Source organism: Streptomyces sp. SCSIO ZS0520 (assembly GCF_025643355.1).
In the GTDB taxonomy this organism is placed as follows: Bacteria; Actinomycetota; Actinomycetes; order Streptomycetales; family Streptomycetaceae; genus Streptomyces; species Streptomyces physcomitrii.
In genome coordinates this window covers 2429589-2449718 of sequence record NZ_CP092644.1, presented here as the reverse complement: position 1 = coordinate 2449718, position 20130 = coordinate 2429589, and the positions used below count along the sequence as shown (strand labels likewise).

9 protein-coding genes are annotated in these 20130 nt (G+C 73.2%); 6 read left to right on the top strand and 3 right to left on the bottom strand.

The window, feature by feature from the left end; translation table 11 throughout:
• The first annotated feature begins 59 nt into the window (after positions 1-59).
• Positions 60-3476, top strand: coding sequence for a type I polyketide synthase (locus MID12_RS09050; protein WP_411577047.1), 3417 nt, complete (start codon positions 60-62; stop codon positions 3474-3476).
• Positions 3477-3588: 112 nt separating this feature from the next.
• Positions 3589-10128, top strand: a complete 6540-nt coding sequence (locus tag MID12_RS09045; protein WP_263165967.1) for a type I polyketide synthase — start codon at positions 3589-3591, stop codon at positions 10126-10128.
• A gap of 121 nt (positions 10129-10249) precedes the next feature.
• On the opposite strand, the gene MID12_RS09040 is transcribed toward MID12_RS09045, so the two are convergent.
• Complete coding sequence (locus MID12_RS09040; RefSeq protein ID WP_263165964.1) at positions 10250-11428, bottom strand: acyl-CoA dehydrogenase family protein; 1179 nt, start codon at positions 11426-11428, stop codon at positions 10250-10252.
• A 126-nt stretch (positions 11429-11554) separates the two neighbouring features.
• The gene (locus MID12_RS09035) at positions 11555-11992 is read right to left on the bottom strand and encodes a winged helix-turn-helix transcriptional regulator (protein ID WP_040248725.1); all 438 of its coding nucleotides are present in this window, start codon (positions 11990-11992) and stop codon (positions 11555-11557) included.
• A 182-nt stretch (positions 11993-12174) separates the two neighbouring features.
• Here MID12_RS09035 and MID12_RS09030 point away from each other — a divergent pair, with 182 nt between their 5' ends.
• The 4 genes from MID12_RS09030 to MID12_RS09015 all read left to right on the top strand — a co-directional run bounded on the left by MID12_RS09030 (position 12175) and on the right by MID12_RS09015 (position 16593).
• Positions 12175-13602, top strand: a complete 1428-nt coding sequence (locus MID12_RS09030; RefSeq protein ID WP_040248722.1) for an MFS transporter — start codon at positions 12175-12177, stop codon at positions 13600-13602.
• A 259-nt stretch (positions 13603-13861) separates the two neighbouring features.
• Complete coding sequence (locus tag MID12_RS09025) at positions 13862-15040, top strand: acyl-CoA dehydrogenase family protein (RefSeq protein WP_040248719.1); 1179 nt, start codon at positions 13862-13864, stop codon at positions 15038-15040.
• A 66-nt stretch (positions 15041-15106) separates the two neighbouring features.
• Positions 15107-15949: an NAD(P)H-binding protein gene (locus tag MID12_RS09020; RefSeq protein ID WP_263165962.1), complete on the top strand. Its 843-nt coding sequence runs from the start codon at positions 15107-15109 to the stop codon at positions 15947-15949.
• Positions 15950-16101: 152 nt separating this feature from the next.
• A complete protein-coding gene (locus MID12_RS09015; RefSeq protein WP_040248713.1) occupies positions 16102-16593 on the top strand; it encodes a pyridoxamine 5'-phosphate oxidase family protein in 492 nt (163 codons plus the stop codon).
• A gap of 24 nt (positions 16594-16617) precedes the next feature.
• Here the strand turns inward: MID12_RS09015 and MID12_RS09010 are convergent, their stop codons facing one another.
• Entirely contained in the window at positions 16618-19905 is a 3288-nt protein-coding gene (locus MID12_RS09010) for a BTAD domain-containing putative transcriptional regulator (protein WP_078844842.1), read from the bottom strand.
• Positions 19906-20130: the final 225 nt, after the last annotated feature.

The following is a 20130-nucleotide window of genomic DNA, read 5'->3' as shown; positions in this document are numbered from 1 at the left end:
TCGAGGCCGTCACCACACGATACCCAGGAGTTGACACCACCATGGCGGGCGAGGACAAGCTGCGCGATTACCTCAAGAAGGCGGTCACGGACGCCCGGGAGGCACGCCGGCAACTGCGCGAGATCCAGGAGAAGCGACGCGAGCCGATCGCGATCGTGGGGATGGCCTGCCGCTATCCGGGGGGTGTGTCTTCGCCGGAGGAGTTGTGGGAGTTGGTGGCGGAGGGGCGGGATGCGATCAGTGGTTTTCCGGTGAATCGGGGGTGGGATCTGGAGGCTCTGTACGATCCGGATCCTTCGCGGGCGGGGACCTCGTATGTGCGGGAGGGCGGTTTCCTGCATGAGGCCGACCGTTTCGATCCGGGGTTCTTCGGTATTTCGCCGCGTGAGGCGATGGCGATCGATCCGCAGCAGCGTCTTCTTCTGGAGACGGCGTGGGAGGCCTTCGAGAGTGCCGGGGTGGACCCGGCCGGGCTGCGCGGTTCGCGTACGGGTGTCTTCACCGGCGCCATGTACAACGACTACGGCTCCCGCCCCCAACTCCCCCCGGAACCCGAGGGTTTCCTCTTCAGCGGCAGCGCGGGAAGCGTGGCCTCCGGGCGGCTCTCGTACACGTACGGCTTCGAGGGCCCGGCCGTCACGGTCGACACGGCCTGCTCCTCCTCCCTGGTGGCCCTGCACCTGGCGGTGAACGCGCTGCGGGGCGGCGAGTGCGACCTCGCCCTCGCGGGCGGCGTCACCGTGATGTCCACCCCCGTCGCCTTCATCGAGTTCTCGCGGCAGCGCGGACTCGCCGAGGACGGCCGCTGCAAGTCCTTCGGGGCGGGTGCGGACGGTACGTCGTGGTCGGAGGGTGTGGGGCTGCTGCTGGTGGAGCGGTTGTCGGACGCGCGGCGTCATGGGCATCGGGTGCTGGCGGTGGTGCGGGGCAGTGCGGTGAACCAGGACGGTGCGAGCAATGGTCTGACGGCGCCCAACGGTCCCGCCCAAGAGCGGGTGATCCGGCAGGCGTTGGCGACGGCAGGGCTCTCGTCGGCGGATGTGGACGCGGTGGAGGCGCACGGGACGGGTACGCGGCTCGGGGACCCGATCGAGGCGCAGGCCTTACTGGCTACGTATGGCCAGGAGCGTGAACGGCCGTTGTGGCTGGGCTCGTTGAAGTCGAACATCGGGCACGCGCAGGCCGCCGCAGGTGTCGGCGGTGTCATCAAGATGGTGCAGGCGATGAAGCACGGCGTACTGCCGCGGACGCTGCACGCGGGGGAGCGCTCGCCGCATGTGGACTGGTCGGCGGGCGCGGTGGAGCTGCTGACCGAGGAGCGGGAGTGGACGCGGGGTGAGCGCCCCCGCCGCGCCGGGGTCTCCTCCTTCGGCTTCGGCGGCACCAACGCCCATGTGATCGTCGAGGAACCGCCCCTGCCCACCGAGGGCCCCGAGCACGCCGAGGCCCCCGAGCGGGACACCGCCGAGCCCGGCGCCGGGACGGCCGCCGCCGAGGTGACCCACCCGGTGCTGCCCTGGGTGCTCTCCGGACGCACCCGCGCCGCTCTCGCCGCCCAGGCCGAACGCCTCGCCGCCTACGCCGCCGCCGAGGACGCCCCCGATCCCCTCGACATCGCCTCTTCGCTGGCCTCGGGGCGCGGGGTGTTCGAGGTGCGGGGTGTGGTCTCGGGCGGCTCGCGGGAGGAGTTGGTCGCCGGGCTGGGAGCCCTGACGGCCGGCTCCGCGGGTGCCGGTGTGCGGTCGGTGGGTTCGGTGGGGTTGGTGTTCTCGGGTCAGGGGGCGCAGCGGTTGGGGATGGGGCGGGAGTTGTATGCCGCGTATCCGGTGTTCGCGGCTGCGTGGGATGAGGTGTGCGCGGTGGTGGATCCGTTGCTGGGCCGGTCGCTGGGGGAGGTGGTGTGGGCCGAAGTGGGTTCGGCGGGTGCGGGGTTGGTGGACGAGACGGAGTTTGTGCAGCCGGGGTTGTTCGCTTTTGAGGTGGCGTTGTTCCGGTTGGTGGAGTCGTGGGGTGTGGTGCCGGGGTTTGTGGCGGGGCATTCGGTGGGGGAGTTGGTGGCGGCGTATGTCTCGGGTGTGCTGAGCCTGGAGGATGCGGCGCGGTTGGTGGTGGCGCGCGGGGCCTTGATGCAGTCCCTGCCGTCGGGCGGGGTGATGGTCGCGGTGGAGGCGTCGGAGGCGGAGGTCGCGGCGTCTCTGGGGGACGGCGAGGGCCGGGTGGGGGTGGCGGCGGTCAACGGGGCGTCGTCGGTGGTGGTTTCGGGTGAGCGGGTCGCGGTGGAGGAGGTGGTGGAGCGGTTCGTGGCCCAGGGGCGCCGGGTGCGGCGGTTGTCGGTCTCGCACGCCTTCCATTCGCCCTTGATGGAGCCGGTGTTGGAGGAGTTCCGTTCGGTGGCGAAGGGGGTGTCGTACGGGGCGGTGGGTGTGCCGGTGGTGTCGACGGTGACCGGGCGGCTCGCGGAAGGCGAGGAGTTGAGGTCGGCGGACTACTGGGTGCGGCAGATCCGGCAGCCGGTCCGCTTCGCCGACGCGGTCGCCACCATGGAGGCCGCGGGCGTCACCGCGCTCCTGGAGATCGGGCCCCGGGGCGTGCTCACCGCCGTCGCCGCGAGCGCCCTGCGCGACCCGGACGCGGTCGCCGTCGTCCCCGCGGGCCGCGAGGACCGCACCGAAGCCGCGGCGCTCGTCGCCGCCCTGGGCGAACTGCACACCCGTGGTGTGCCGGTCGACTGGGAGCGCTTCTTCGCCGGTACCGGGGCCCGTCAGGTCCCGCTGCCCACCTACGCCTTCCAGCGCAAGCGCTACTGGCTCGACCCGCGGGCCGCCGCCGAGGGCACGGCAGGCGGCAGGTACGCGCTCACCGCGGCGAGCGCCGAGGAGCCGGAGGAGGAGAGCCCCGCGGTGCGGCCGCTGGCCGAGCTGCTCGCCCCGCTCGCCCCCGCCCGGCGGGAGCAGCAGCTGCTCGCCGAGGTGACCGCCCTGGTCGCCGAGGTCCTGGGGCACGCCGAAGAGGAGGAGGTCGAGCCCGAACGCCCCTTCCAGGAGCTGGGCCTGACCTCACTGACCGGCGTCGAACTCCGCAACCGCCTGGTCGCCGCGGTGGGCAGTCCGCTGCCCGCCACCGTCGTCTTCGACCATCCGACACCGGCCGCCCTCGCCGCGTATGTGCACTCCGCCGCCTTCCCGGCGCGGGCATCCGCGGCCGACGACTCCTGGCGCGCCGAACTCGACCGCCTGGAGTCCTCCGCCGCCTCCCTCACCGCGCTCTGGGCCGGACGGGAACCGGGCAGCGCCGACTCGGCCCGCCTCGCCGGGCTCCTCGCGCAACTGACCGAGCTGGCCGGGCCCGCCCGGCGGTCCCCCGGCGCCGACGACGGGACCCAAGTGCCGCCGCAGGTAACGGCGTTCGACGCGTCCACCTCGGCCGACGAGATCTTCGACTTCATCGACACCCAGCTCGGCCGGACCGCCGACTGACCCGTCCGGCCCGGCGCCGGGCGGGAGCCCTGCGGCCCCGCCCGTTGTGCCCCCTGCCCGCCGCACCTCCTGCCCACCGGGCCCCTTCGCTCTGAGGAGAGACTGATTCCGCATGTCCGCTGAGACTTCTTCCGCGCAGCAGCCGGCCCAGTCCCGGGAACAGAAGCTGGTCGACTATCTGAAGTGGGTGACCGAGGACCTGCAGAAGGCGCGCGCCCGCATCGGCGAGCTGGAGTCGGCCGGTGGCGAGCCGATCGCCATCGTGGGCATGGCCTGCCGCTTCCCCGGCGGGGTCGCCTCCCCGGACGACCTGTGGCAGCTCGTCGCGGACGGCCGGGACGCCATCACCCCCTTCCCCACCGACCGCGGCTGGGACCTCGACGCGCTCTACAGCTCCGACCCCGCCGACCCGGGCACCTCCTACACCCGTGAGGGCGGCTTCCTCCACGACGCGGCCCTCTTCGACGCCGACTTCTTCGGCATCTCGCCCCGCGAGGCCCAGGCCATGGACTCGCAGCAGCGCGTCCTCCTGGAGACCGCGTGGGAGGCCCTGGAGGACGCGGGGCTCGACCCGGCCACCCTCAAGGGCAGCCGTACGGGTGTTTTCGCCGGGGTCGTGGAGCAGAGCTACCTCGGTCTCGAAGGCCCCGAGGAGTTCGAGGGCTATCTGATGACCGGCAAGCTCAGCAGCGTCGCCTCCGGCCGTATCGCCTACACCCTCGGCCTCGAAGGCCCCGCGGTCTCCGTCGACACGGCCTGCTCCTCCTCCCTGGTGGCCCTGCACCTGGCGGTGAACGCGCTGCGCGGCGGCGAGTGCGACCTCGCGCTCGCGGGCGGCGCCACCGTCACCGCCACCCCCGGCGGTTTCGTGGACTTCTCCCGCCAGAAGGGCCTGGCCCCCGACGGCCGCATCAAGTCCTTCGCGGCGGCGGCCGACGGTACGTCGTGGTCGGAGGGTGTGGGGCTGCTGCTGGTGGAGCGGTTGTCGGACGCGCGGCGCCGCGGGCACCGGGTGCTGGCGGTGGTGCGTGGTAGTGCGGTGAACCAGGACGGTGCGAGCAATGGTCTGACGGCGCCCAACGGTCCTGCCCAAGAGCGGGTGATCCAGCAGGCGTTGGCGGCCGCAGGGTTGTCCGCCTCCGAGGTGGACGCGGTGGAGGCGCACGGGACCGGTACGCGGCTCGGGGACCCGATCGAGGCGCAGGCGCTGCTTGCGACGTATGGCCAGGAGCGTGAACGGCCGATGTGGCTGGGCTCGTTGAAGTCCAACATCGGGCACACCGTGGCCGCCGCCGGGGTGGGCGGCGTCATCAAGATGGTGCAGGCGATGCGGCACGGCGTACTGCCGAGGACGCTGCATGTGGACGAGCCGACGCCGATGGTGGACTGGTCGGCGGGCGCGGTGGAGCTGCTGACCGAGGCCCGCCCCTGGCCCGAGCGCCCCTCGGGCCCGCGCCGCGCCGCCGTCTCCGCCTTCGGCGTGAGCGGCACCAATGCCCATGTCGTCCTCGAAGCACCCGAGGAGACCCCGGCCCCCGTCACGGCGGATGCCTCGGCCCCCGCCACGTCGGGCATCCCGGCTCCCGCCACGTCGGACACCCGGGACGCGGCCGGGACCGGCGCGCTCCCGGTCATCCCCTGGTTCCTCTCCGCCCGGGGCGAGGAGGCGCTGCGCGCACAGGCCCGGCGGCTGCTCGACCACCTCGCCGCCCATCCCGCGCTGGACCCCGCCGATGTCGCCTACTCGCTGCTGTCGGGGCGCGGGGTGTTCGAGGTGCGGGGTGTGGTCTCGGGCAGTTCGGGCGCGGAGTTGGCCGAGGGCTTGGCAGCGCTGGCTGCCGCCGCATCGCCGGTCGGTGTGTCCGGCGGTGTGCGGTCGGTGGGTTCGGTGGGGTTGGTGTTCTCGGGTCAGGGGGCGCAGCGGTTGGGGATGGGGCGGGAGTTGTATGCCGCGTATCCGGTGTTCGCGGCTGCGTGGGATGAGGTGTGTGCGGTGGTGGATCCGTTGCTGGGCCGGTCGTTGGGGGAGGTGGTGTGGGCCGAAGTGGGGTCGGTGGGTGCGGGGTTGGTGGATGAGACGGAGTTTGTGCAGCCGGGGTTGTTCGCTTTTGAGGTGGCGTTGTTCCGGTTGGTGGAGTCGTGGGGTGTGGTGCCGGGGTTTGTGGCGGGGCATTCGGTGGGGGAGTTGGTGGCGGCGTATGTGTCGGGTGTGCTGAGCCTGGAGGATGCGGCGCGGTTGGTGGTGGCGCGCGGGGCCTTGATGCAGTCCTTGCCCGCGGGCGGCGCGATGGTGTCGGTACAGGCGAGTGAGGCTGAAGTCCGGTCCCGTATGCGGGAGTTCGAGGGCCGGGTGGACATCGCGGCCGTGAACGGGCCCGAGTCGGTGGTGGTCTCCGGTGAGGAGGCGGCCGTCCTCGCCCTCACGGACGCGCTCGCGGAGTCGGGCCACCGGACCAAGCGGTTGTCGGTCTCGCACGCCTTCCATTCGCCGTTGATGGAGCCGGTGTTGGAGGAGTTCCGTTCGGTGGCGAAGGGGGTGTCGTACGGGTCGGTGGGTGTGCCGGTGGTGTCGACGGTGACCGGGCGGCTTGCCGAGGGGGAGGAGTTGAGGTCGGCGGACTACTGGGTGCGGCAGATCCGGCAACCGGTCCGCTTCGCCGACGCGGTCACCGGCCTGTACGAGCAGGGCGTACGCGACTTCGTCGAGATCGGCCCGGACAGCACCCTGACGGCGCTCGCCCGCGCGGTGCTCGCCGGACGCCCGGTCAACACCCACCTCGCCCTCCAGCGGCGCGGCCGAGCCGAGGCCGCCACCCTGGTCGAGGGGCTCACCGCACTGCACCACAAGGGCGTCCGGGTGGACTGGGAGCGCTTCTTCGCCGGGGCCCGTCAAGTCCCGCTGCCCACCTACGCCTTCCAGCGCAGCCGGTACTGGGTGGACCCGGCCGCCACCACGGCGCCCGACGCCGCCGGGCTCGGGCTCACCGAGGCCGGACACCCGCTGCTCGGCACCGCACTGCTGCTCGGCGACGGCGACGAGGCACTGCTGACCGGACGGCTCTCCCCGCACACCCACCCCTGGCTGGGCGCGAGCGGGCCGGACTCCCCGGTGCCGCACTCCGTCCTCGCCGAGCTGGCGATCCGGGCCGGTGACGAGCTGGGCTGCACCGCGCTCGACGAACTCACCGTCCAGGAACCGCTGTTGCTGCCCGCCAAGGGCGCGCTCCAACTCCAGGTCAGAGTCGGCGCACCCGGCGAGGACGGGCGGCGCGGACTCACCCTGCACGCCCGTCCGGAGGAGGGCGACGCCCCCTGGACCCGCCACGCCCGCGGCCTGCTGAGCATCGCCGCGCTCGGGGAGCGGCCGGCCGCCACCGAGGCCAACTGGCCTCCGGTCGATGTCGAGTTGGTGTCTCCGGAGACCTCGGCCGGTATCCCGGACGACGCCCCGGAACCGGACCCCGAGGTCCGTACCCGCTGGTGGCAACGCGGCGGGGAACTCTTCGCGGAGCTGAGCCTGAGCGGTGAACTCGCCGCCTCCGCCGAGCGGTTCGGGATCCACCCGCTCCTCCTCGAAGCGGCGCTCAGCCCCCTCCTCGCCCCCGAAGCCCCCGAGCCGCCCGCGGAGGTCTCCGCCTGGCGCGGCCTGCGGCTGTACGCGAGCGGGGCCGCCGCGGTCCGCGCCCACCTCGGCCCGCGGCGCGACGGCGGCCGGACCCTGCGCCTCACCGACCCGGCGGGCCGCCCGGTGGCCGAGGCCGAGGCGGTCGCGCTGCGCCCCGCCGACGCCGCCGCCCGGGCCGCGGCGGGCGCCCGGGGCCAGGACGCCCAGTTCCGCCTGGACTGGACGGCCCGGCCGCTCGCCCCCGCCGAGCCGCTGCGCTGGGCGGTGCTCGGCACGCCGGACCACCCCGACCTGCCCGCCGTCGCCGCCGCCCATGCGCGCGAGCCGCTCGGCGCGGTCCGCTGCGACCTGGCCGCCCGGCCCGGCACCGAGGGCCCCGAGGCGCTGCGCGAGACCCTCGGACGCGCCCTGGAACTGGCCGGGCGGTGGCTGGAGCGGGAGGAACTCGCCGATGTCCCGCTGGTGTTCGCCACCTCCGGCGCGGTCGGCGCCGAGGAGGGCGAGGACCCGGCCGACCTCGCCGCGGCGGCGGCCTGGGGGCTGCTGCGCTCCGCCCAGTCCGAGTCCCCCGGCCGCTTCGTCCTGGCCGACGTCCCCTCCTTCGCGGACCCGGCGCTCACCGCCACCCTGGGCGCGCTGGTGCGCTCCGGGGAGCCTCAGGCCGCGATCCGTACCGGAGCGGGCGGCGCGCACACCGTGCTGCTGCCCGCCCTCGCCCGGCCGTCCGGAGCCCCGGCGGCCACCGGCCCGGTGTGGGACCCCGGGGGCACCGTCCTGGTCACCGGCGGCACCGGCTCCCTGGGCGCCCTGTTCGCCCGGCACCTGGTACGCACGCACGGGATCCGCCACCTGCTCCTGGTCAGCAGGCGCGGGGCCGCGGCCCAGGGCGCCGACGCCCTGCGGGAGGAACTCACCGCGCTCGGCGCCTCGGTGACCCTCGCCGCCTGCGACGTCTCCGACCCGGCGGCGCTCGCGGACCTGCTCGGCTCGGTGGACGCCGCGCATCCGCTGCGCGGGGTCGTGCACACCGCCGGTGTCCTCGACGACGGGCTCATCGGCTCGCAGACCCCCGGACGCCTCGCCGGTGTCCTCGCCCCGAAGGCGGACGCGGCCTGGCATCTGCACCGCCTCACCGAGGACGCGGAGCTGACGGCCTTCGTCCTGTTCTCCTCGGTCGCCGCCGTGGTGGGCGGCCCCGGCCAGTCCACCTACGCCGCCGCCAACTCCTACCTGGACGCGCTGGCCCGGCACCGCGCCGCCCGCGGGCTGCCCGCCGCCTCGCTGGCCTGGGGACTGTGGGCCCAGGCCTCCGGGCTGACGGGCGGGCTCACCGAGACCGACCTGCGGCGCATCGCCCGCAGCGGCTTCCGCGCGGTCGCCTCCGACCGGGGCCCGGCCCTCTTCGACCTGGCCCTCGCCTCCGGCGACCCGTACCGCGTCCTGACCCCGCTGGATCTGCCGGTCCTGCGCCGGCAGCCGGGGATCCCCGCGGTGCTGCGCCCGCTCGCCCGGGTCACCCGCCGCGCCCGCGCCCAGGGGGCCGAGGACGCGGCGGCCCCGCTCGCCGAGAGCCTGGCCGGGCTCGGCGAGGAGGAGCGGTACGAGACGGTCCTCGCGGCGGTGCGCACGGAGATCGCGCGGGTGCTCGGCAGGGGCGGCACCGAGGACATCGACGGCGACCGCGCCTTCCCGCAGCTCGGCTTCGACTCGCTGACCTCGGTGGAGCTGCGCAACCGCCTCGCGGCGCTGACCGGCCGCAAGCTCTCGGCCACCCTGGTCTTCGACCACCCCACCCCGCACACCCTGGCCCGCCGCCTGACCGACGAACTCGGGCCCGGTGCCGCCGAGTCCGCGCCGGAGGCCACCGACTACGCGGCCGACATCCGCCTCGCCGAGGACATCCGCCCGGCGGCCGAGGTCGTCCGCACCGCGGTGGACCCGCGGCAGGTGCTGCTCACCGGCGCCAGCGGCTTCCTCGGCGCCTTCCTGCTGCGCGACCTGATGCGCGGCACCGGGGCCACCGTGCACTGCCTGGTCCGCGGCGCCGACGAGCAGGCGGCGTACGCGCGGCTGCGGGAGAGCCTGAGCTGGTACCGGGTCTGGGACGAGATCGACGAGGACCGGCTCACCGTGCACGTCGGCGACCTTGCCGAGGAACGCCTCGGCCTGACCGAGGAGGCCTTCGACTCCCTCGCCCGCACCGTGGACGTGGTCTACCACGCGGGCGCCACCGTCCACTGGCTGCACCCGTACGAGGCGCTGCGCGCGGCCAATGTGGGCGGTACCGAGGAGGTGCTGCGGCTCGCCGCCCGGCACCGCACCGTCCCCGTCCACCACGTCTCCACGGTCGGCGTCTTCGCCGGGCCGGTCACCGAGGGCGTACCGCTGAAGGTCACCGACCCGACCGGCCCCGCCGAGGTGCTGCCGAGCGGCTATCTGCGCAGCAAGTGGGTGGCGGAGCAGAACATCGCGCTCGCCCGTGACCGGGGGCTGCCGGTCTCCGTCTACCGGGTGGACGTGATCTCCGGCGACCAGGTCAACGGCGCCTGCCAGACACGGGACTTCGTCTGGCTGAGCCTCAAGGGGCTGATCCAGGCCGGGGCCGCGCCCGCCGGAACCGGGGGTCGCTTCCATCTGCTGCCGGTGGACTACGTCAGCGCCGCCGTCCTCGGCATCGCGGCCCGGCCCGCGGCGGCCGGGGGCACCTTCCACCTGTTCAACCGCAGTTCCCTCGGCCTCGACGACTGCGTGCGCTCTCTGCGGGCCCGCGGCTACACCCTGGAGGAGACCGACCGGTCCGGCTGGCGCGCCGCCGTCCAGGCGGACAAGGAGAACGCCCTGCTGCCGCTGCTGCACGCCTTCGAGATGATGACCGGGGACACCGACGCCTTCTACCCGGCCCTCGACACCTCCGAGACCGAGGCGGCCCTGGCGGGCACCGGCGTGGTCTGCCCGCCCCTGACCGAGGAACTCTTCGCCACCTACGTCGACTTCTTCGTCCAGGAGGGTCATTTCCCGCCCAGCTAGGGGCCGTTGAGGTGGCCGCCCCGTGGCGGCGGCGGCCACCGCGACGTCCCCCGAGAGGACAGCCGGCTGCCCCGGTGCGGAGGGGCAGCCGGCTGTCGAGTCCGGTGCGGCGTACGGGAGTTCAGAGGATGTCGGTGCCCGGGGTGAGTCCGAGCAGTACCCGGCCCTGGATCTCCATATTGGTGTCGATCTGGCCGAGGGCGTGCAGCGAGAAGGCCAGCATGTCCCGGTGGAAGCGCTGCAGCGGCACCGAGCGCTTGATGACGGAGGCCCCGCTCGCGGAGTGGAGCACCTCCACGGCCTCCTTGGCGAGCGAGGCGGCGAACGCGGCCCTGCCGCGCACCAGGGCCTTCTCCTCGGTGGACGGCTGCTCGCCCGCGTCCGCCCGCCGCTGGAGCAGGGCGAGCACCTCCCCGGTGAGCGCCGCACCCGCCGTGATCTTGTTCGCGGCGAGGGCGACCTGCCGCTGCGTCAGCGGGTGGGCGCGCTGGTCCTCCCAGTCGGTGTAGGTGATGCCGCGCCCCGGCAGCCGCTCCAGGAAGAGCTCCTGGGCGCCCCGCGCCAGCCCGAGCGCCATGGAGGCGTACAGCCCCATGACGAAGGCGACCACGCCGTAGTTGCGGCCCGCGGTCCCCGCGTTCCACCGGCCGCCGGTGGTGCCGAGGGTGACCTCCTCGTAGGAGGCGACCCGCTCCGCCGGTACGAAGACGTCCTCGGCGACGGCCGTCACGCTTCCGGTGCCGCGGGCGGCGGAGACGTCCCAGTCCTCGACGAGGGACAGCTCCCGGGTCGGCACCAGGACGAAGAACTCCTCCTCGGTGCCGTCCGGCCCCGGGCGTACGGCGGCCAGGCAGTCCCAATCGGCCGCGTGCACACCGGAGTTGTAGTTCCATCGGCCGCTCAGCAGCCGGCCGCCGGCCGTCTCGCGCACGGTGCCGGTCGGCGCGAAGCCCACCGACACCCGTACCGAGCCGCCCGCGAAGACCTCCTCCTGCACGGCGTCCGGGTAGAGCCCGGCCATCACCGTGCCGGTGAGCCAGCCGGTCAGGTTCCAGCCCGAGGCAGGGCAGCCGCGGGCGATCTCGCCCACCACCCGCGCCTGTTCGGCCAGCGGCAGCCCGAGTCCGCCGAAGCGCTCGGGCACCGCCATGCGGAAGACCCCGGCCCGCTCCAGGGCCCGCAGGCTCTCCCGCGGGATCCGCCCCTGCTCCTCCGCCGCGCGCCCGTGCTCCCTGAGCAGGGGCACCACCTCCCGCACGGTCCGCAGGAGGCCCGGTGAATCCTGGAGAGCGGGAGCCATGTATTTCCTCCGAACGTGCTTTCTGTCCGAATGAACACCGGACCGTCAGTTCGGAAAATTACCGAGCAGTGACCATCGGCTGCCCACTGCCCGGTAATCGGCGGGTAATTCCCACGGTTATCGCGGTCAGGAGGCGGACACCTCCCGTTCCGCCTTGGCGTCGTACTGGGCGCGGGCGGCGGCGATCTCGTTCTGGTGTTCCTCCGTCCACACGACCAGGCTGCGGATGGTGTCGTGGAGGGTCACGCCCAGCTGGGTCAGCTCGTAGTCCACGCGGGGCGGGACCACCGGGTAGACCGTGCGCAGGACGAGGCCGTCGCGCTCCAGTTGACGGAGCGTCACGGTCAGCATGCGCTGGCTGATCCCCTCGATCTGCCTGCGCAGTTCGGAGAAGCGCAGGGTGCGCCGGTCCAGGAGCGCGATGACGAGCAGTGACCACTTGTCGGCCACCCGGTCGAGGATCTGCCGGACCTCACAGCCCTGGCGGGTGTCCCACTGCATCACCTCGTAGTCGTCGTCGGTACCCGTGCAGTGAGTCGGTGACTTTAAAGTGCCTTCTTCCATAAGCATTCAGCCTGCCGGAAGATGCACGTGGTTACAAGTGGGAACCACCCCTTAGCGCCCTCCCCTTTTTCTGTCGCGCCGAACGCCGTACGGCGTTTACCGGTGTTCCCTTCTCCGTTCTCCGACAAGGAGCCATTCCCGTGTCCACACCGCAATCTCCATCGAGCAGCGGCACCGAACGCATGAGTGGGCGCGCCTGGGGCGTGCTGTTCGTGCTCTGCGGTGCGATCTTCCTCGAAGGCGTCGACGTCGCCATGCTCAACGTGGCGCTGCCCTCGATCCGTGCCGACCTCGACCTGTCGACCGGCACCCTCCAGTGGGTCATGAGCGCCTACGTCCTCGGCTACGGCGGCTTCATGCTGCTCGGCGGACGCGCGGCGGACCTCTTCGGCCGCCGTCAGATGTTCGTCTTCTGGCTGACCGTCTTCCTGCTCTTCTCCGGACTCGGCGGTATCGCCACCGAGGGCTGGATGCTCCTGGTCGCCCGCTTCGTGACCGGTGTCGCGGCGGCGTTCATGACGCCCGCGGGCCTGTCCATCATCACCACCAGCTTCGCGGAGGGCCCGCAGCGCAACAAGGCGCTCCTGGTCTACTCCGGCACCGCGGCCGGCGGCTTCTCCATCGGCCTGGTCCTCGGCGGTCTGCTGGCCGCGGTCGACTGGCGCTGGGTCTTCTTCGCCCCGGTCATCCTCTCGGTGATCATCCTCATCGCCGCGCTCGCCCTCATCCCCAAGTCCCCGCGCCCCGGGCGCGACGGCCAGCCGGTGGACGTCACCGGCGCGGTCACCGTCACCGCGGCCATCGTGCTCATGGTCCTCGCCGTCGAGCGCGCCGCGCACGCGGACCTGTGGCAGACCCTGCTCTGCGTCGCCGCCAGCCTCGTCTTCTTCGTGGCCTTCACCCTGACCGAGCGCAAGTCCGCGGCGCCGCTGGTGCGCCTCGGCATCCTGCGCACCGGTTCGCTGCTGCGCGCCAACCTCGCGGGGCTGCTCTTCGCCGCGGGCTTCTTCGGCTTCCAGTTCGTCGCCGTCCTCTACCTCCAGGAACTGCGCGGCTGGTCCACCCTGGAGACCAGCTTCGCGATGATGGTCATCGGCATCGACGCGGTGCTCTCGCCGACCCTGACCCCGAAGCTGGTGGAGAAGTTCGGCAACGCCCGCGTCATCTTCGGCGGCCTGGTCCTCGCGGCCCTGTCCTACGCCCTGTTCCTGCCGCTGCAGCTGGACTGGACGTACATGATGATGTTCCCGAGCCTGCTCATCCTCGGCCTCGCCTTCTCGCTGGCCTACGGTCCGCTGACCATCGTCGCCACCGAGGGCATCGCGGAGGAGGAGCAGGGCGTCGCGGGCGGACTCCTCTACACCTGCTTCCAGTTCGGTGCCGCGCTCGGCCTGTCCTCCGTCACCGCGGTCAGCGAGGCGGCCACCGACGGCGCCTCGCCGGACGCCCTCCTCGACGGCTACCGCATCGGCCTGATCGTGCCGCTCGGCGCGGCCCTGCTCGCCGCCTTCATCAGCGCCTTCGGCCTGCGGAACAAGTCCACCACCACGCCCGACGCCCCGGTGGCGGACGGCGGCCCGGTCATGGAGTCGGTCAAGACCACCTCCTGACGCCCCGCCCGCCGCGCGGGCACCGCGGACGCATTGCCCCAGGTGCACATCCCCCGTGCCTGGGGCGATGCCCGTTCTGCCGATGTCGTCCTTCTCCGAAATGGCCGGGCCCACCGCCCGGTCATTTTTCGTCATCCGGCCCTGAGATTTTCGGATTACCGGCGTGAGAGTGCCGCTCGCAAGAATGTGAGCCGCACATCCCACGATTCGTGAATCCGTTCCGGAAATACGCCCGGACGTAAATCTCTGAGGAGGCAGGATGACCACGACCGACAGCGCGGTTGCTGCGGTATTCGAGGAAGTCAAGGCCCTCGCCACCCGGTTCCGGGACAGTGCGAAGGAGTCCGAGGAGCGCCGCTGGCTCCCGGACGAGAACATCGAACTCCTCGAAAAGAGCGGGGTGTTCCGCCTGGGCGTGCCGAAGCGCTTCGGCGGTCTGGAGGCCCCCGTCGCCGACCAGGTCCGGGTGCTGAGCGAGATCTCCCGCGCCGACACGGCCACCGGCTGGGTCGCCATGATCTGGGTGTCCAGCTCCTGGGTGCCGAGCCTCTTCCCCGACGAGACCCAGCAGGAGGTCTACGCCCGGGGGACGGCCCGGGTCTCCACCGGCTTCTCCCCGACCGGCGTACTGACCCCCGAGGACGGCGGCTTCTCGCTGAGCGGCAGCTGGAAGTGGATGTCGGGCTGCCGCGGCGCGGGCTGGGCCCTGCTCGCCTCCGTCCTCCCCGCCGAGGACGGCACCCCGGTGCCGCACGCCGCCCTGGTGCCCCTCTCCGAGCTGGAGATCGCCGACGACTGGCATGCCGCCGCCGCCTCGGGCACCGGCAGCTCCACGGTGACCGCCACCGGGGTGAAGGTCCCCGCCCGACGGGTGGTCAGCCTGCTCGACGTCCTCGGCGGCACCACCGGCGACCGCAGCAACACCGGTGCCACCGGCCGCAATTACGCCTTCATCCCGTTCTTCATGGCCCAGGGCGCCTCCGCCTACCTCGGTATCGCCCGCGGCGCCTTCGAACTGTTCCTGGAGCGGCTGCCGGGACGCGGCATCACGTACACCTCCTGGGCCGACCAGAGCCAGTCGCCGCTCACCCAGATCCAGGTCGCCACGGCCGCCAACAAGATCTCCGCGGCCGAGGCGCTCCAGTCGACCTGGCTGGAGCTGATCCAGCGGCACGCCGACGCGGGCACCCAGCCCTCGATCGAGGAGCGCGCGGCGGTCCGCGGCAAGGCCGGTTACGCGATCCAGCTCGCCAAGGAGGCGGTGGACGAGCTGTTCGAGGCGAGCGGCGCCTCGGTGATCATGCGGGACGTGCCCTTCCAGCGCTTCCACCGGGACCTGCGCGGACTCGCGCTGCACGCGCTGTTCGCCTTCACCACCAACCAGGAAGTGCACGGGCGGGCCCTCCTCGGCCTGGCTCCGGACACGCCCTTCCTCTGAGCCGCGGCAGCCGGGGGCACCCGATCTCGGGTGCCCCCGGGCCATTTCGAGACGGGAAGAACGCACATGGCCAATAACGGGATCCTGGTTCTGGGCGGTACGGGCAAGACCGGCCGGCGGCTCGTCGGCGCGCTGCGCGCCAGGGGCGCCGAGGTCCGCGCGGCCAGCCGCTCCGGGGAGGTCCGCTTCGACTGGGACGACCGGAGCACCTGGGCGCCGGCCTTCACCGGCGTGCGCGCCGCCTATGTGGTGGACCTGCAGGACAAGCCGGGTCAGTGGGACGCCGAGACCCAGATCCGGGCGCTCGCCGAGCAGGCCGTGGCACAGGGCGTCGAACGCCTGGTCCTGCTGCAGGCGCGGGTGCACGGACTGGTGGGCGGCAAGGACCTGAAGGCGGGGGAGGGCGCGGTCCGGGAGTCCGGCGCCGAGTGGACCATCCTGCGCCCCAACTGGTTCTTCCAGAACTTCGACGAGGGCGTCCTGTTCGACGCCGTACTCGCCGGGGAGCTGCGGCTGCCCGCCGGTCAGGGCCGCGAGCCCTTCGTCGACGCGGGCGACGTGGCGGAGGTGGCGGCGGCCGCCCTCCTGGAGGACGGCCACCAGGGGCAGATCCTCGAACTGAGCGGCCCCGCCGCGCTCAGCCTCACCGAGGCGGCGGCCCTGCTCTCCGAGGCGAGCGGCCGCGAGATCCGCTACGTGCCCGTGGACCACCAGGAGTACGTGGACGAACTCGTCTCCTACGAGGTCCCGGCGGACTACGCGCTCTTCGTGGCCGACCTGGTCGCCCAGATCCGGGACAACCGCAACACCGCCACCACCCCGACGGTCGAGCGGATTCTCGGCCGCCCGCCGCGCGATTTCGCCGACTTCGCGAAGTCCGCCGCCGCGGACGGTGCCTGGCAGGAGTGAGCAGCCGGGCCGCCGGGGCGTGCCTCGCGGTTTCTCCGCAGTGAGTCGGTGACTTCAAAGTGCCTTCTTCTGAACGGGGAAACCGTGAGGCATGCTGGAGCGCGCGGGCAGGAAGTGCGCCTTTTTATCCACCTGATTTTCGAGGTATCGCGATGGCTGCTGCAAAAGTGAGAACATTCGCCGAGATCGAGGACAAGTTCGTCCAGTACATTCAGGAGATCGTCTACTGCACGATGATCACCGTGGACAAGAAGAACCGTCCCCGCGCACGCGTGCTGCTGCCCATCTGGGAGACGGTCGACGGAAAGCCGGTCGGCTGGCTCGCGGCGTACAAGACCCCGGTCAAGGTGGCGCACCTCGCGAACAATCCGCACACCACCTATTCGTACTGGAGCCCCAACCAGAACGCCGTGTTCGTCGACAGCGTCTCGCGCTGGGTCGACGACCCGGAGACCAAGCGCTACTCCTGGGACCTCTACCGCAAGGGCAGCCCCGCGGGCGTCGGCTACAACCCGCTCAACTTCTGGCGCGGGGGCCCCGAGGACCCCAAGTACGACGTGCTGCGCATCGAGCCCTGGCGCGTCCAGGTGCTGCGCGGCACCGACCTGAGCAGCCGCATCTGGACCGACGAGTCGGCGGCCTGATCCCCCCGCGGGACGGGCGCGGGCTCACCTCGGCCGAGGTGCCCGCGCCGCTCCCGCCCCCTCCTCGACCAGAGCGGCGGAGGGCTCCTGTTCGGCGCGCGCGGCGGTGAGATGGTCCACCGCCGCGCCCGCGGCGAACTCGGCGGCGTAGACCGCGCCCAGCTCCGCCTCGGCGCGGGCGCCGATCCGCTCGACGTCCCGGCGCTCCGCCGGGGGCAGCGGCGCCCCGGCCCGCGCCCGGGTCGAGGAGGCGGTGCCGAGCAGGCGGGCCGCGCGCCGCGGCCGTCCGGCCAGGGCGTGGGCGCCCGCGAGTCCCTCCAGGGCCAGGGCCACCGCCCGCGCGTCCTCGGTGGCCAGGGCGGCGGTCAGGCCCTCGCGGTGCAGGGTGAGCGCGGCGTCCGCGTCCCCGCGCAGCTCGGCGGCGAAGCCGAGTTCGGCCAGCACCAGCGCGAGCCCGTTGCTGGCTCCGCGGCTGGCGTTCCACTCGCGCCAGGGCGTCAGATGGGTCTCGGCGGTCTCCAGTTCACCCTGGCGGCGGGCGCCGAGGGCCAGGCCCAGCTCGGCCATCTGCGCCGCGGGCTGGTTCCCCTGCTCCACGGCGAGACGCAGCGCCCGCCGGTGGAACTCCTCCGCCGCCGCGTGCCGCCCCGACAGCAGGGCGATCCGGCCGAGACCGGACAGCTGGCGGGAGACCTCCGACCAGAGCTCCAGGGACTGCGCCATCCGCAGGCCCTCCCGGTGCAGGGCGGCGGCCCGCTCGTAGTCCGCGGTGATCTCGGCGTGCACGCCCAGCGCCTCGGCCGCCTTCAACTGCCCCCAGACGTCGCCGAGTCGGTCGAACTGGGCCCGCGCCTCCAGGGCGTTGTCCCGCAGCGCCGCCAGATCCCCGCGCGCCATGGCGAGGGCGGCCCTGCTGTTCAGCGCGGCGGCCACCCCCCAGGGGTCCTGCAGGGCGCGGAAGTCGAGCAGGGCGCGGTTCACATGCTCCTCGCTCGCCGCCGAGTTGCCGACCTCCCACTGGGCGAAGCCGAGGAACCACTCCGCCCTGGCCCGCCCCACCGTGCGCTCCGCGGAGCCGGTGCGGCCCGCCCGGTCGCACTCCTCGTCCGGTTCGCCCTCGCCGAGCAGCAGCCGGAAGCCCTCGCCCCAGGTCGCCGCCTCGGCCGTGGCGACGGCCGGAGCCGGTCCCTCGGTCTCCAGCGCGCAGGCCAGGAAGCGGCAGGCCTCGCCGAGCTGCCCGCTCAAGAACCAGTACCAGGCGAGGGCGTTGACGATCCGCAGGGCGAGCGGGGCGGCGCCGGTGCGCTTGGCGGTCTCCAGGGCCTGCCGGAAGTTGGCCGCCTCCGCGGCGAGCAGGCGCAGCCGGTTCTGCTGTCCGGGTCCGTGCAGCCGCGGGCGGGCGCGTTCGGCCAGCTCCGTGTAGTACCGGGCGTGGCAGGCGGCGATCTCCTCGGCCTCCCCCGACTCCTGGAGCCTGCGCTGCGCGTACACCCATACGGATTCCAGGAGCCGGAAGCGGGCCACCGTCGGCCCGTCGGAGCGGACCACCAGCGAGCGGTCCACCAGCCGGGCCAGGATGTCGACGACCTCCGCGCGGGGCACCCCGCCGCCCGCGGAGAGCTCCTCGGCGGCGGTCAGCGCGCAGCCCTCGGCGTGCACCGCGAGACGGCGGAGCACCACCTGCTCCTGCGGGCCGAGCAGGCTCCAGCTCCAGTCGATGGTGGCCTGGAGGGTCTGCTGGCGCGGCGGGGCGCCGCGGTAGCCGCTGTTGAGGATCTGGAAGCGGTCGTCGAGGCGGGCGAGCAGTTCGTGGACGCCGAGGGCGCGCACCCGGGTCGCCGCCAGTTCCAGGGCGAGCGGGATGCCGTCGAGGCGGCGGCAGACGGCCGCCACGCTGGGGGCGGACTCGGCGTCCAGGACGAAGGAGGGGTCGGCCGCCGCGGCGCGGGCCACGAACAGCTGCACGGCGCTGGAGCGCTCCAGGTGGGCCGGTTCGTCCCGGTCGGGGAGTTCGAGCGGCGGCACCGCCCAGACCGTCTCGCCGCTGACCCGCAGCGGCTCCTGACTGGTCGCCAGGACCTTCACCCCGCGGCCGCTCGCGAGCAGCCGGTCGACGAGCCCGGCCACCGCGTCCACCACGTGCTCGCAGTTGTCGAGCACCAGGAGCAGCCTGCGCGGGGCGACGGTCTGCGCCAGCCGCTCGGCCGGGCCCTGTAAGGAGGCGACCGGACCGGCGCCCTCGGACTCCTCGCGGATGCCGAGGACCGTCATCACCCGCCGCGCGAGGTCCTCGGCGGTGACCGGATCGTCCGCCGAGCCCGCCCCCGCCAGCTCCACCAGCCAGACGCCGTCGGGGAATTCGGCGGTCAGCCCGCCCGCCACGGCGAGCGCGAGCCGAGTCTTGCCCACCCCGCCGGCGCCGGTGAGGGTGACCAGCCGGTGCGGCCGGATGAGCCGCCTGCCGTCGGCGAGCGCCTGCTCCCGGCCGACCAGGGGGTTCACCGGATCGGGGAGGTTGGTACGGGCGCGGACCGCCGGTTCGGGGGCGGGCGCGCTGTCCTGGAGCCCGGGATCCTGCCTCAGGATGGCCTGCTGCAGGGCGTCGATCGCGGCGCCGGGCACCAGGCCCAGTTCCTCGCGGAGCCGGCGGCGCAGATCGGTGTAGCTGTCCAGCGCCTCGACGGAGCGCCCGGCCCGGTGCAGGGCGTGCATCTGCGCTCTGCGCAGCCGTTCGCGCAGCGGGTGCGCGGTCACCACCGGGGTGAGCTCCTCCACCACCAGGCTGTGCTCGCCGAGTTCGAGCCGGGCCTCCGCGTGCTCCTCGATCGCGGTGAGCCGCGCCTCGTCGAGGCTCGCCACGGCGGTCCGTACGAAGGAGTCCCGGGTGAAGTCGGCGAAGGCGGGCCCCCGCCACAGCGCCAGCGCGTCCGCGAGCACCGCCGCCTTGCCGCGCGGGTCGGCGGCCGTACGCGAGCGGGCCAGCAGCGCGCGGAACTGGCCGGCGTCCACCGCCTCGTCCGGGGCGCGCAGGACGTAGCCGGGGGGCCGGTGCTGGACGAGTTCGCGCGCGCCGGGCTCGGCGTCCTCCAGGGCGCGCCGCAGCTGGGAGACCTTCGCCTGGAGGGAGGCGGTCGGATTGGCGGGCAGGGCGGCCCCGCCCCACAGCGCCTCGATCAGCCGGTCGGCGGAGACCACATGCCCCTGATGGGCGAGCAGACCGGCGAGCAGGGTGCGGACCTTGACCTCGGGGACCCGAACCGGCCGCCCCAGATCGGTCCGCACCTCCAATGGGCCCAGCACCCCGAATCGCATGCTTCACAGTAACTCGCTGGTTACCCGGGAAGTGCGCCCGTTCGCCGGGCGTGACGTGACTGACAATTTCCTGTGCGGGAAGGGTATTTATTGCAGGTGGCACGATTTCCACTTGGCTAATGCGCTGGGTTCCGGCCATTGCCCGGATGTGCACTCCGGAACACATTTCCGTGTGCACGCAGGTCTTCTCCCCTTACCCCGGCGCGACCGTTGCCGTGAGCAAGT